Consider the following 13,555-nt stretch of genomic DNA (forward strand, 5'->3'; position numbering starts at 1 on the left):
CCATCCCGAACACGGAAGTTAAGCCCTCCAGCGCCGATGGTAGTTGGGGCCAGCGCCCCTGCAAGAGTAGGTCGCTGCTAGGCGGAAAACAGAGCACCCTATTGTGCATGACGCGCAATGGGGTGCTTTTTTTACCCTTTATCGTCTACTAGTATAGAATGTTATCAGTGTGGGAAACATAGAGAATGGGAGGTGGAGAGCGTGGGGGCGCCGGTGATTGGGAAAAATCGACGTGAAAAAGTTTGTCTCGTTTGTGAGCAAGAAAAAGAGAAGGGCATTTTCCTTTTTGGCCATTTTCTTTGTATTGACTGCAACCAAGCGATTGTACAAACGAATACGGATGACCCAAATTACGCATTTTATGTGCAGAAGCTTCGGAAAATGGTTGCGTCGAAAATTTACTCATGAAGGCCTGTACAGGGCCTGTTTTTATTTTTCTTCGGGAAAAATGGCGGCCGCTGTCTGTTCATTTTCTTTCCGGCTGGTTCATGTTAATATTATTTTTAGCATTTCCCATCAGGCTGGCGAAACACAATGATTTCGGCCGACCCGTGTTTTGGGCTGCAAGGGAAGAGCTGTTTTGAAAAGGTTTCTCATCTTGGAAAAAGCACGTTTGGGGCCGATGGTTCAACCAATCATCAGCCTTCATACATATCGGGTGTCTGTGTACTTTTGGTGCATGCGGCCGTTGCACTTCGTAAATGATGATTAGGAAAGAGGATCATGATGGATCAAGCGAAAACTCCTTTATATGATGCATTGGCACGGCATTGGGCCCGCCGCCCCGTGTCTTTCCATGTGCCGGGGCATAAGTATGGGGCGTTGTTTCCGCCGCAGGCAACGGAATTTTTTGCGCCGTTGCTGGCTCTTGATGCGACGGAGATCGGGGGGCTTGACGATTTGCATCATCCGGAATCGGTTATCGCTGAGGCGCAGTCATTGGCGGCTGAACTGTATGGGGCTGCTAAGACATTTTTCCTTGTCAACGGGTCAACAGCGGGCAATTTGGCGATGATTGCCGCTGTATGCGATAAAAATAAACAGAAAGTCATCGTACAGCGCAACTGCCATAAGTCAGTGATGCATGCGCTGCAAATCGCGGGGGCGGCTCCGGTTCTCCTTTCCCCCGAATTTGACAGCGATGTACGCGTCGCCTCGCATGTTCGTGCCGAAGCTGTCAAGGAAGCGCTTGAGCTTCATCGCGATGCGGCGGCTGTTGTGTTGACCAATCCAAACTATTACGGGATGTCCATTGATGTAACGGACATCGTCCGCTTTGCCCATGAACGCGGCGTTCCCGTTCTAGTTGATGAAGCGCATGGCGCCCATTTTGCGGCTGGCCCGCCGTTTCCTCAGTCAGCGCTTGCCTGCGGCGCCGATGTCGTTATCCAGTCGGCGCATAAAACGCTGCCGGCGATGACGATGGGAGCGTTTTTGCATGTAAACAGCGAGCGGGTTGATCTTGAACGGTTGAAATATTTTTTGCAGTTGTTTCAGTCAAGCAGCCCGTCTTACCCGATTATGGCCTCGCTCGATTTGGCGCGGCGCTACGTCGCTCAGCTGACGGCGGACGATGTCGCGGCGATTGTCGCTGAAATTGACGGATTTAAGACAGCGCTTGATCGTATTAGCGGGGTGGCGGTCGTTTCCTCCCGTCAGCCCGGTGTTCAAACCGATCCGCTGAAGGTGACGGTGCAGACGCGCAGCTCGCTGACGGGCTATGAACTGCAGCGGCGTCTTGAGGAAGAAGGAGTGTTTGCCGAACTGGCTGATCCTTCCAATGTTTTGCTCATTTGCCCGCTTGCTGCCACTGGACGGTTGATGGAGGCGGCGGAGAAAATCAAATGGGCGTGGCGCGATCTGCCGGTTGAGGAAACGCCGCCGTTTGACTTCATCCCTTGCGTACATCCTCCGATGTCGACGGTGGTTCCATACGATGAGTTGCGCCATGTGCGGACAAAAGCCGTCGCGATCGAGGAGGCGGAAGGGTGCATAGCGGCGGAAACGGTTATTCCGTATCCACCCGGGGTGCCGCTCGTTTGGGTTGGGGAGCGGATTGACGGGCGCCATATTGAGCAGATTCGCCGTCTTCTCGGCCATCGGGCGCATATACAAGGAGGGAGCCGGCTTAGGCACGGGCAGCTGGTCGTCTATGAACTCGAATGAGAGAAAGGATGCCGTGAACGATGAACGGGTATTTTTTTTCGTTTGAAGGGCCGGAGGGGGCTGGAAAAACGACGATGGTCGGCAAGCTCGAATCGTTGTTGCGCAAGCGTGGATTTGACGTGATGGCGACGAGGGAGCCGGGCGGGGTGCGCATCGCCGAGGCGATTCGCGCCATTATTTTGAATCGCGATTATACGGAAATGGATGGACGGACGGAAGCATTGCTGTACGCGGCGGCCCGGCGCCAACACTTGCTCGAGAAGATCGTGCCGGCGCTTGAGGCGGGGCGCATTGTTCTTTGCGACCGGTTTGTGGACAGTTCGTTGGCTTACCAAGGGTTTGCCCGTGGGCTTGGCATTGAGGAGGTATGGAAAATTAACGAGTTTGCCATTGATGGATATATGCCATCGCTCACCATTTATTTCGATCTTGACCCAAAAATCGGGCTCGAACGGATTCGGAAACATACGGGGCGGGAGGTCAACCGGCTCGACCTCGAGGCGTTGTCTTTCCATACGAAAGTCAGGGAGGGGTACTGGAAGCTCGCCAAGCGGTTTGCCGACCGAATCGTGGTGATCGATGCGAGCCGGCCGCTCGATGTCGTGTTTGACGAGACGGCCGCGGCAGTGCTCGCCTGCCTGGAAGGAAGATCAAAGCGCGATTTCCATGAATCCGGCCGTGATGATTTGCCATAAACATGATAGAATAGAAGGTAAGAAATGAGAGAGAGTGATGGCGATGCGATGGGAGCAGCTGGCCAAGCATCAGCCGGTGGCGGCGAAAATGCTGCAAAGCGGCCTTGAAAAAGGGCGGATTTCCCATGCGTACTTGTTTGAAGGGCAGAGGGGGACGGAAAAAAAAGCCGCTAGCTTGTTGTTGGCAAAAAGCTTGTTTTGCTTGTCCCCGTCAGGAATCGCCCCGTGTTTGGAATGCCGCAACTGCCGGCGCATCGATTCCGGCAACCATCCGGACGTTCGGGTGATCAGCCCGGATGGAGGGTCGATCAAGAAAGAGCAAATCGAATGGCTGCAACAAGAGTTTACAAAAACAGCCGTTGAGTCGGATAAGAAGATGTATATCGTCGAGCACGCCGATCAAATGACAGCCAGCGCAGCCAACAGCCTGCTGAAGTTTCTGGAGGAGCCGCATCCGGGAACGGTGGCCGTGCTGTTGACCGAGCAATATCACCGAATGTTAGGAACGATTATTTCCCGCTGTCAAGTTCTTTCTTTCCGACCGCTGCCGCCGGCGGAACTCGCGGCCCGGCTCATGGAGGAGCGCGTGCCGCCTTCGTTGGCGTTGCTGGCGGCCCACGTGACGAACAGCTACGATGAGGCGTTGGCGATCAGTCAAGACCGTTGGTTTGCTGATGCGCGAACGTTAGTGCTACAATTGTATGAGATGCTCGGCAAACCGGAGCTGCAGTTGCTGTTTTTCATCCACGATCGTGTGGTTCCGCACTTTTCGGAAAAACACCAGCTTGACCTTGGCCTCGATTTGCTTTTATATATATACCGCGATTTATTGCATATTCAGGTGGGACGGAGCGAGGGCGCCCTCTATCGCGACCATCTTGACCGCCTGCAGCAGTGGGCGCTTTCTTGCCCGCAGCGGCGGATTTTGGACAGCATGGAAGCGATCTTGCAAGCGAAAGCGCGTTTAAATACAACGAACATGAGCCAGGCGCTGTTGATGGAGCAGCTCGTTCTTCAATTAAAGCGGTAAAGGAGGGAGAGCGTTGTATACTGTCGTCGGTGTCCGCTTTAAAAAAGCGGGGAAAATTTATTATTTTGATCCAGGTGATTTCATCATTCCCGTCGGCGAATTTGTCATCGTCGAAACGGCGCGCGGCATTGAATACGGAAAAGTCGTCGTCGCCAATAAACAAGTCGATGAAAACGATGTGGTGCTGCCGCTGAAAAAAGTGATCCGCGTCGCGAACGAAAAAGACAAATGGGTCGTTGAAGAAAATAAAAAAGCGGCGCGCGAGGCGTACGACATTTGTTTGCGCAAAGTGGAAGAGCACGGGCTGGAAATGAAGCTTGTTGATGTTGAATATACGTTTGACCGCAACAAAGTCATCTTTTATTTCACCGCCGATGGCCGCGTCGATTTCCGTGAGCTTGTCAAAGACTTGGCCTCGATTTTCCGGACGCGCATCGAGCTGCGGCAAATCGGGGTGCGCGATGAGGCGAAAATGCTTGGCGGCATTGGACCGTGCGGCCGCATGCTTTGCTGTTCGACCTTTCTTGGCGATTTTGAGCCGGTGTCGATCAAGATGGCGAAGGATCAAAACTTATCGCTCAACCCGACGAAAATTTCCGGGTTGTGCGGACGTCTCATGTGCTGCTTAAAATATGAGAGCGAGGAGTACGAAACAGCGAAAGAACAACTTCCTGATTTAGGGGAATATGTCGAAACGCCGTATGGCTTTGGCAAAGTCGTCGGGTTAAACATTTTGGAGCGGGTGTTGCAGATCGAATTGCCGGAGCACGGGCGGGTCGTTGAATATACGCTCGATGAGCTGATGAAGAACGGGACGCTGTCCATTCGTGTCGCAGATTAATTTGGGGTGGGGCCATGTGGAAAAGGTAGACAAAAAAGAAGTGTTTCAATTGGTGGCCAATATGGAGGAGCAGCTGAGCCATTTTTACCGTGAGCTTGTGCAGCTGAAGCAACGCGTATCAGAACTTCTCGAGGAGAACCATCAGCTGCAGATTGAAAACGCCCATTTGCGCCGGCGGCTCGAGCAGATGTCGGAAGCATGGGATGAGGAGAAGAAAAAAGAAACGAAACAGGGCAAAAAGCTGCTTGACATTGGCGAAGGGTATGACAATTTGGCACGCCTTTACCAAGAAGGATTCCATATTTGCCACGTCCACTACGGAAGCGTTCGCACGGAAGGCGATTGTTTGTTTTGCTTGTCGTTTTTGAACAAAAAATAAAGGCAGTGCTCCCCTTTCCATTTCGGAAAGGTTATTTTTTTCTATGGAGGATTGTGCGCAAAATGGTGGAATTGTACGCAGATGAACGACTCGATTATTTGCTCAATGAGGAGCTTCGCATTATCCAAAGTCCGTCTGTGTTTTCCTTTTCCCTTGATGCCGTGCTGCTTGCCCATTTTGCCTACATGCCGATTCAAAAGGGGAAGATTGTCGATTTATGCACAGGCAATGGGGTCATCCCGCTGCTGTTAAGCCGGCGGACAAAGGGGAAGATTATCGGCATCGAAATTCAGGAGCGGCTTTGCGACATGGCGAGGCGGAGCGTCGCATACAACGGACTTGAAGGACAAATTGAAATCATACACGGTGACATTAAAGAGGCGCCGCAGCGCATCGGCTACAGCCAGTATGATGTTGTCACATGCAACCCTCCGTATTTTCCGACTGTTGGCCGAGAGGAGCTAAGCAAAAATGAACATTTTGCCATCGCCCGCCATGAAATTTACTGCACGCTGGAGGATGTCGTTCGTGTCAGCAGCCAGCTGCTGAAACAAGGCGGAAAGGCGGCGTTCGTCCATCGGCCTGGACGGCTGTCCGACCTTGTGACGTTTATGCGCCGATACCGGCTTGAGCCGAAACGGCTTCGGTTTGTATATCCAAAAGCGGGCAAAGAAGCGAACATGATTTTAATCGAGGGGATGAAAGATGCGAACCCGGACTTAAAAGTGTTGCCCCCGCTCATCGTGTATGGTGAGGATGATGAATATACCGAAGAAACGAAGCGCATTCTATACGGCATCATTTCATCGTAAAGGGGCGGGAGACGGATGCTTTGGCACCAAAAAAGCTTTGCTGACCGGGATAAACAAGGAACGCTGTACATCGTGCCGACGCCGATCGGCAATTTGGACGATATGACGTTTCGGGCTGTGCGGATCCTGCGGGAGGCGGACGTGATCGCTGCGGAAGACACAAGGCAGACGAAAAAGCTGTTGTCGCATTTCGACATTCATACGCCGCTAGTCAGCTACCATGAACACAATAAATATGCGAGCGGCCGGCAGCTTGTCGAATGGCTGAAAGAAGGGAAAACGGTGGCGCTGGTGAGCGACGCCGGCATGCCCGGCATTTCCGACCCTGGCTATGATCTTGTTGCTGCTGCACTGGATGAACGGTGCCGCGTCGTGCCGCTTCCCGGAGCCAACGCGGCAGTGACGGCGCTCGTCGCCTCCGGGCTGCCAACGGAGCGTTTTTTGTTCGTCGGTTTTTTGGACCGGTCGAAAAAAGAAAAACGAGAGCAACTGCTGTCGTTGAAAACAGCGCGGGAAACGTTGATTTTTTATGAGGCGCCCCATCGCTTGAAAGAAACGCTTGCTGTCATGTACGACGTGTTCGGTGAACGGCGCATTGCTCTTTGCCGTGAGCTGACGAAACGGTTTGAGGAATTCATCCGCGGCGATTTGAGCGAGGCGGTTGCTTGGGCCGAGACGGCGGACATCCGCGGCGAATTTTGCCTCATTGTCGAAGGGGCGCGCGGCGGTGGACATGAAGCCATGCAAGAGGAGGGGGCATGGTGGCAGCCGCTGTCGATTGTCGAACATGTCGACTATTATGTTCAAGAGCAGGGCCTTTCCGTAAAAGAAGCCGCAAAGCAGGCAGCGGCTGATCGGCATATGTCCAAACGCGACGTCTATCAACAGTACCATCAGCAGCAAGAAAAAAAAGAGTTTCTCTGAAACCAGAGAAACTCTTTTTTTACTCGTTGTCCGCCGCTTCTTGCAAATGCTGGCGGATTTCCTGCAGCAAAATTTCCGCGCCTTCGCGGCTTAAAATGATTTTGCCGCCCGCTAATTTAAAGTTGTCGTCCGATACTTCCCCCGTGACGACGCATGTCATATTCGGCTTATATTTTTTCAAAATGATGCGATCGTCATCGACGTAAATTTCCAATGCATCCTTTTCGTTAATGTCCAGTGTACGGCGCAACTCAATCGGGATGACGACACGGCCCAACTCATCGACTTTACGTACGATCCCCGTCGATTTCATCGTCTGCTCTCCTCTCCGCAATGATTTTTGTCGTTTATTCGTCAATATTCGACAAATTTCCTACACCCTAATCATATCAGTGTTTCCATTATGCGTCAATCCTTTAATATGTAAAATTTAAAAAAAATGTATATTGTTATTGTGGAAAAAAGTTTGTGGTTGGGTATAAAGGAACATGAACCATTTTATTTGCCAAAACTCTATCCCTCTATAATAAATTCGCGGCGATTGCCCAAAATAAGGAGGTATTTTTGCCCATTTGCGTATATTTTTTTCGTCAAGGAGAAATAGATGTTTTTGTACAATGAAAAAATTATGTAAAATAGAAGTAACGCCGCTCTCGTCCTCAGGACGGGGGCTTTTGTGCGCAACAGTACGAGGGAGGGCCTAACCGATGGAGAAAAAGACGTTTTATTTGACGACGCCGATTTATTACCCAAGCGACAAATTGCACATTGGCCATGCTTATACGACCGTGGCGGGGGATGCGATGGCTCGCTATAAGCGGCTGCGCGGCTATGATGTCATGTATTTGACCGGAACGGACGAACATGGGCAAAAAATTCAGCGCAAGGCGCAAGAAAAAGGGGTCACGCCGCAGCAATATGTCGACGACATTGTTGCCGGCATCCAAGAGTTGTGGAGAAAACTGGACATTTCATACGACGATTTTATCCGGACGACACAGGAGCGGCATAAAAAAATTGTCGAAAAGATTTTCGCCCGTCTTGTCGAACAAGGCGATATTTATTTAGGCGAGTATGAAGGCTGGTACTGCACGCCGTGCGAATCGTTTTACACCGAACGGCAGCTTGTTGACGGCAACTGCCCAGACTGCGGCCGGCCTGTTGAAAAAGTGAAAGAAGAGTCGTACTTTTTCCGGATGAGCAAATACGTCGACCGCCTGCTGCAATATTACGAAGAAAATCCAGATTTCATCCAGCCGGAATCGCGGAAAAACGAGATGATCAACAACTTCATCAAGCCGGGGCTCGAGGACTTGGCTGTATCGCGGACGACGTTTGACTGGGGCATTAAAGTGCCGGGTGACCCGAAGCACGTCATTTACGTCTGGATCGATGCGCTGGCCAACTACATCACAGCGCTCGGCTACGGTACGGACAACGATGAAAAGTTTCACAAATATTGGCCGGCGGATGTCCATCTCGTCGGCAAGGAGATCGTCCGCTTCCATACGATTTACTGGCCGATCATGCTGATGGCGCTCGGCCTGCCGCTGCCGAAAAAAGTGTTCGGACATGGCTGGCTGCTGATGAAAGATGGGAAAATGTCGAAATCGAAAGGCAATGTCGTGGATCCGGTGATGATCATTGACCGGTACGGGCTTGATGCACTCCGCTACTATTTGCTGCGGGAAGTGCCGTTTGGCTCTGACGGGGTGTTTACGCCGGAAGGGTTTATCGAGCGCATCAATTACGATTTGGCCAACGATTTAGGCAATTTGTTGCACCGGACCGTCGCGATGATTGAGAAATATTTTGGCGGCGCGATTCCGCCGTACCGCGGCCCGAAAACGCCGTTTGACCGAGATCTTTCCGAAACGGCGCGCGAGGTTGTCCGTCAATATGAAGAGGCAATGGAGCGGATGGAGTTTTCCGTTGCCCTCTCCGCCGTTTGGCAGCTGATTGGCCGAACGAACAAATATATCGACGAAACGCAGCCATGGGTGTTGGCGAAAGAGGAAAGCAAACGGGAGGAACTTGCCTCTGTCATGGCCCATCTAGCCGAATCGCTCCGCCATACGGCGGTGTTGCTGCAGCCGTTTTTGACGCGCACGCCGGAGCGCATCTTCACCCAGCTCGGCATCAGCGACCGTTCATTGAAAGAGTGGGACAGCCTGTACGATTTCGGCCTTATTCCGGAAGGGACGAACGTGCAGAAAGGGGAGCCGCTCTTCCCACGCTTGGATATCGGCGTTGAAGTCGAGTACATTAAGGCGCATATGCAAGGCGGCAAACCGGCGGAAGCGGCCAAAGAGGAAAAACAAGCGGCTCGGGCGGAGGAAATCTCCATCGACGACTTTGCGAAAGTCGACTTGCGCGTCGCCGAAGTCGTGCACGCCGAGCGAATGAAAAACGCCGACAAGCTGCTGAAGCTCCAGCTTGATCTCGGCGGCGAGAAGCGGCAAGTGATTTCCGGCATCGCCGAGTTTTACAAGCCGGAGGAACTTGTCGGCAAAAAGGTCATTTGCGTCGCCAACTTAAAACCGGCCAAGCTGCGCGGCGAATGGTCGGAAGGAATGATTTTGGCCGGCGGCAGCGGCGACGGCTTTTCGTTGGCAACCGTCGACCAGCACGTGCCAAACGGCACAAAAATCAAATAATGCAACGGATGAGGGGGTGTCGTCGTTGACACCTCCTTGTTGCTATTTTGTAATGGAAATGTTACTGAGTTGTGACATACGTAACCAATTTCTATGCTACACTTAACATCAAGGTGGAAAAGAGGGACTTCGTATGCTTTTTGACACTCATGCTCATTTGAACGCCGTCCAATATGAGGAAGACTTGGAGCAAGTGATCGAGCGCGCCCGCGCTGAAGGAGTTTCGCACATCGTGGTTGTCGGGTTTGACCGGCCGACGATTGACCGGGCGATCGAGCTCGCTGAGCGATATCCGTTTATTTATGCAGCGGTCGGCTGGCATCCGGTCGATGCGATTGATATGACCGATGACGACTTGGAGATGATTGAACAGCTCGCCGCCCATCCGAAAGTGGTGGCCCTCGGCGAGATGGGACTCGATTACCATTGGGACAAATCGCCGAAAGACGTGCAGCAAGACGTTTTCCGCCGGCAAATCGCGCTGGCGAAAAAAGTGAAGCTGCCGATCATCATCCATAACCGTGAGGCAACAGCCGATATTTTAAAAATTTTGCAAGAGGAAAACGCTGCTGAAGTCGGTGGGATTATGCATTGTTTCAGCGGCAGCGTTGAGGTGGCCAAACAATGCATTGACATGAACTTTTTCATTTCCCTTGGCGGCCCGGTCACGTTTAAAAATGCGAAAAAGCCGAAAGAAGTGGCGAAAGAAATTCCGCTCCGCCATTTGTTAATCGAGACGGATTGCCCGTACTTAACGCCTCACCCTTTCCGTGGAAAACGAAATGAGCCGAGCTATGTCAAATACGTTGCCGAGGCCATCGCGGAAATTAAAAACGTTTCTTTTGCCGAAGTAGCGGAAACAACGGCGGAAAATGCCAAAAAATTGTTCGCCATCGACCGCTAAAATTAGGCGTCGAATAGCGGGGAGGCTTGTCGAAGGTGCGGCGAAGACGATAAAATTCTACAAATTCAGCCGATATGAACCAACCGCGTGTCGACAAGTCTCCCTTCCTTTTTCACTGAATTTTCTGCATAATAGAGTATGCTCGCGCGTACATGTTAGAGGGAGAGGGGATTTCAGAGGAAAAGGAGGCGTTTCCGATGTTGCCAAACAGGAGAAAGTGGCTGGACTTATGGAGGAAAAATGCGACCGTTACGGCGAGCGGATTTCTCGCCATCTCGGCAACCACAGGGGTGGCCGGCTACGAGATGGCCAAAGATGATGTAACGCTCACGATCAACGGAAAAAAGCAGGAAATCCGCACTTATGCGAAGGATGTGGAGGAACTGCTTGAGGAACAAGGCATTCAGCCTCGCAAGGAAGATTACGTCTATCCGTCTCTAAATACACCGATCACCGACGATCTTCACATCATTTGGGAAGCAAGCAAAGAAGTGACATTGACGATCAATGGAAAAAAGAAAAAAGTGTGGACGACGGCCGATACGGTCGGGGAATTGCTCCGTTCGCAACACGTGGCAGTCGGGCCGCATGACAAAGTGGCGCCGTCGCTTTCCGCCAAAGTTCAAAAAGGCATGAACATCGGCATTGAAAGGGCGTTTCCGGTTCGCCTAAATGTCGGCGGCAAACAGCAACAGGCATGGACCACTTCGACTACGGTCGCTGACTTTTTGAAACAGCAAGGGATCTCGTTGGGCCAATGGGACCGAATTGAACCTTCCTTGCAAGAAACAGTCAAAGCTGGGATGACGGTTTACATCGTTCGGATTAAAAAAGTCACCGATGTAGTGGAAGAGCCCGTCGACTTTGCCGTGGTGACGAAGCGGGACGATTCGCTGCCAAAAGGAGAGCGGCGCGTCATTGCACCCGGGGAAAAGGGAAAAATCGAAAAAACGTATGAAGTGACATTGGAAAACGGCAAAGAAGTGGCGCGCAAATTGCTGGCGACAAGAACGATAAAAGAGAGCAAACCGCGCATTGTCGCCATTGGCACTAAAACGGTGCACCCGGTTGCATCATCCGGCCGGCCGTCCTCGCGCGGCGCCGATCAAGCCGCGAAGGAGTTTTACGTCACCGCCACCGCCTATACCGCCTATTGTGCGGGTTGCTCAGGCATAACGAGCACAGGCATCAATTTGCGCCAAAATCCTTCCGTCAAAGTGATTGCCGTCGACCCGTCCATCATCCCCCTCGGGTCGAAGGTGTATGTGGAAGGATACGGATATGCCATTGCCGCTGACACCGGCTCAAGCATTCGCGGATATAAAATCGACGTGTTTTTCCCGGAACGGTCGGATGCGTTTCGTTGGGGCAGAAAGCGTGTCAAAATACGGGTGCTGCCATAGAAAGGCGATTGGAGAATGCAAGCGGAGGGGTTTTTCCCCTCTGCTTTTTTTCGCTATAATGGCATTGGGCCGCAACAATGCGCGTATTGCTCCATCTGTCTAATTAGACTTCTGATGCAGAAAAAAGTTTCAACAAAGTTGAAAAAATAAAATAGGGGCATGGAGCGGCGGCGGTTCGCTCTACCCTTTATTTTACCGGAAAGGAGGCATTGCAGAAATAGGAAAAATCGCTCATTCCGCTGTTTCTGCAATGATGGGATGAAGATTAAAGAAGTGATTGTCGTGGAAGGGAAAGATGATACAGCGGCGATCCGGCGCGCCGTTGATGCCGATACGATCGAAACAAACGGGGCGGCGGTGGGGGCGGAAGTCATCGAACGGATCAAGCTGGCGAAAGAGCGGCGCGGGGTGATCATCTTCACCGATCCCGACTTCCCCGGCGAGAAAATCCGCCGCACGATTGCCGAGCAAGTGCCGGGATGCAAACACGCCTTTTTGCCGCGCGAAGCCGCGAAAGCGAGAAGCGGGAAGGGCATTGGGGTCGAGCACGCTTCCCCCGACGACATTCGCCAGGCGCTTGCGAACGTGTATGAAGAGACAGCCGATTGGGAAGAAGAAATTACGTTTGCAGAATTGATTGAAGCCGGACTGGTTGGCGGGGAGATGGCGCGCCGGCGCCGGCAGCGGCTCGGGGAGGAGCTGAAAATCGGTTATGCCAACGGCCGACAGTTTCATAAGCGGCTGAAAGTGTTCCGCATTTCCCGAGACGCCTTTTACGCCGCGCTGGCGCAAGTGATGCGGGAGGAGGCGGGCGATGCATAAAGACATTGCAACACCGGGGCGGACGAAAGAAATTTTGGAGCGGTATGGTTTTTCGTTTAAAAAAAGCCTCGGACAAAACTTTTTGATTGACGCGAACATTTTGCGGAAAATTGTTGATGCTGCCGGCGTCTCCAGCGATACGGGGGCGATTGAAATCGGACCCGGCATCGGGGCGTTGACCGAACAGCTCGCACGGCGGGCAAAAAAGGTCGTCGCCTTTGAAATCGATGGCCGGCTGCTGCCGATTTTGGCGGATACATTGTCCCCCTACGACAATGTGCGCATTATTCACCAAGATGTGTTGAAGGCGGATTTGCATGCGGTCATTGCGGAAGAGCTGGCCGATGTGAACGACCGGATGGTGGTCGCTAACTTGCCGTATTATGTGACCACACCGATCATTATGAAGCTGCTTACCGACCGGCTCCCAATCCGCGGCATCGTCGTCATGCTGCAAAAAGAGGTGGCCGACCGCCTCGCTGCCAGGCCGGGAACGAAAGATTACGGCTCGCTGACGATTGCTGTGCAGTATTACACAGAGGCGGAAGTCGTGATGGCGGTGCCGCGCACCGTGTTTATGCCGCAGCCAAACGTCGATTCCGCCGTCATCCGGCTGACGAAACGGGCCCATCCGCCTGTCGCTGTTGAGGATGAGGACGTGTTTTTCCAAGTGGTGCGGGCGAGCTTTGCTCAGCGCCGCAAAACGCTGCTCAATAATTTAGTGAGCAGCTTGCCAGGCGGAAAAGAGAACAAAGAACAAATCGAACAGGCGCTTGCTGCGGTGGGCATCGATCCGCGCCGCCGCGGGGAAACGCTTCATATAACCGAGTTTGCCTCGTTAAGCAACGCATTGGCGCCGCTTTTTCGCCGTTGAGGCCGCAGCAGCTGAAAACAGGCGTCTATCACCTATTGTCCGCGTCTG

14 protein-coding genes and 1 rRNA gene are annotated in these 13,555 nt (G+C 52.5%); 14 read left to right on the forward strand and 1 reads right to left on the reverse strand.

The genetic code is table 11. The features are described from left to right. The 9 genes from rrf to rsmI form a co-directional block, all read left to right on the forward strand. Positions 1-83, forward strand: a 5S ribosomal RNA gene (gene rrf, locus CV945_RS06035); the annotation flags it as partial. A 34-nt stretch (positions 84-117) separates the two neighbouring features. Then, entirely contained in the window at positions 118-408 is a 291-nt protein-coding gene (locus CV945_RS06040) for a sigma factor G inhibitor Gin (protein WP_080729565.1), read from the forward strand. A gap of 318 nt (positions 409-726) precedes the next feature. Continuing rightward, positions 727-2,166, forward strand: a complete 1,440-nt coding sequence (locus tag CV945_RS06045) for an aminotransferase class I/II-fold pyridoxal phosphate-dependent enzyme (RefSeq protein WP_044746532.1) — start codon at positions 727-729, stop codon at positions 2,164-2,166. A 20-nt stretch (positions 2,167-2,186) separates the two neighbouring features. After that, positions 2,187-2,861 (forward strand): dTMP kinase, encoded by a 675-nt coding sequence (tmk, locus tag CV945_RS06050; RefSeq protein ID WP_033009015.1) that lies wholly within the window; start codon positions 2,187-2,189, stop codon positions 2,859-2,861. Between the two features lie 37 nt (positions 2,862-2,898). Next, positions 2,899-3,891 carry a DNA polymerase III subunit delta' gene (gene holB / locus CV945_RS06055; RefSeq protein ID WP_100659369.1) on the forward strand — a complete coding sequence of 331 codons (993 nt, stop codon included), beginning with the start codon at positions 2,899-2,901 and terminating at the stop codon, positions 3,889-3,891. A 13-nt stretch (positions 3,892-3,904) separates the two neighbouring features. Further along, complete coding sequence (locus CV945_RS06060; RefSeq protein ID WP_033009010.1) at positions 3,905-4,732, forward strand: PSP1 domain-containing protein; 828 nt, start codon at positions 3,905-3,907, stop codon at positions 4,730-4,732. Positions 4,733-4,748: 16 nt separating this feature from the next. Beyond that, complete coding sequence (yabA, locus tag CV945_RS06065) at positions 4,749-5,111, forward strand: DNA replication initiation control protein YabA (RefSeq protein ID WP_033009009.1); 363 nt, start codon at positions 4,749-4,751, stop codon at positions 5,109-5,111. 62 nt (positions 5,112-5,173) lie between these two features. Then, entirely contained in the window at positions 5,174-5,923 is a 750-nt protein-coding gene (locus tag CV945_RS06070) for a tRNA1(Val) (adenine(37)-N6)-methyltransferase (protein WP_044746533.1), read from the forward strand. 15 nt (positions 5,924-5,938) lie between these two features. Further along, positions 5,939-6,847 (forward strand): 16S rRNA (cytidine(1402)-2'-O)-methyltransferase, encoded by a 909-nt coding sequence (gene rsmI, locus CV945_RS06075; protein ID WP_100659370.1) that lies wholly within the window; start codon positions 5,939-5,941, stop codon positions 6,845-6,847. A 19-nt stretch (positions 6,848-6,866) separates the two neighbouring features. Here the strand turns inward: rsmI and CV945_RS06080 are convergent, their stop codons facing one another. Next, entirely contained in the window at positions 6,867-7,160 is a 294-nt protein-coding gene (locus CV945_RS06080) for a transition state genes transcriptional regulator AbrB (protein ID WP_033009007.1), read from the reverse strand. A gap of 394 nt (positions 7,161-7,554) precedes the next feature. On the opposite strand from CV945_RS06080, the gene metG reads away from it, so the two are divergent. The 5 genes from metG to rsmA all read left to right on the forward strand — a co-directional run bounded on the left by metG (position 7,555) and on the right by rsmA (position 13,507). Then, positions 7,555-9,504 (forward strand): methionine--tRNA ligase, encoded by a 1,950-nt coding sequence (gene metG / locus CV945_RS06085; protein ID WP_100659371.1) that lies wholly within the window; start codon positions 7,555-7,557, stop codon positions 9,502-9,504. 133 nt (positions 9,505-9,637) lie between these two features. Next, positions 9,638-10,408: a TatD family hydrolase gene (locus CV945_RS06090; protein WP_033009004.1), complete on the forward strand. Its 771-nt coding sequence runs from the start codon at positions 9,638-9,640 to the stop codon at positions 10,406-10,408. Between the two features lie 197 nt (positions 10,409-10,605). Continuing rightward, entirely contained in the window at positions 10,606-11,811 is a 1,206-nt protein-coding gene (locus CV945_RS06095) for a G5 and 3D domain-containing protein (RefSeq protein WP_033009002.1), read from the forward strand. Between the two features lie 258 nt (positions 11,812-12,069). Next, on the forward strand, positions 12,070-12,633 hold the full coding sequence (gene rnmV, locus CV945_RS06100) for a ribonuclease M5 (RefSeq protein WP_033009000.1): 564 nt from the start codon (positions 12,070-12,072) through the stop codon (positions 12,631-12,633). After that, positions 12,626-13,507 carry a 16S rRNA (adenine(1518)-N(6)/adenine(1519)-N(6))-dimethyltransferase RsmA gene (gene rsmA, locus CV945_RS06105; protein ID WP_033008999.1) on the forward strand — a complete coding sequence of 294 codons (882 nt, stop codon included), beginning with the start codon at positions 12,626-12,628 and terminating at the stop codon, positions 13,505-13,507. Before rnmV ends, rsmA begins: the two co-directional genes overlap by 8 nt. Positions 13,508-13,555: the final 48 nt, after the last annotated feature.

This window comes from Geobacillus sp. Manikaran-105 (assembly GCF_002809955.1).
GTDB classification, from domain to species: Bacteria; Bacillota; Bacilli; order Bacillales; family Anoxybacillaceae; genus Geobacillus; species Geobacillus thermophilus.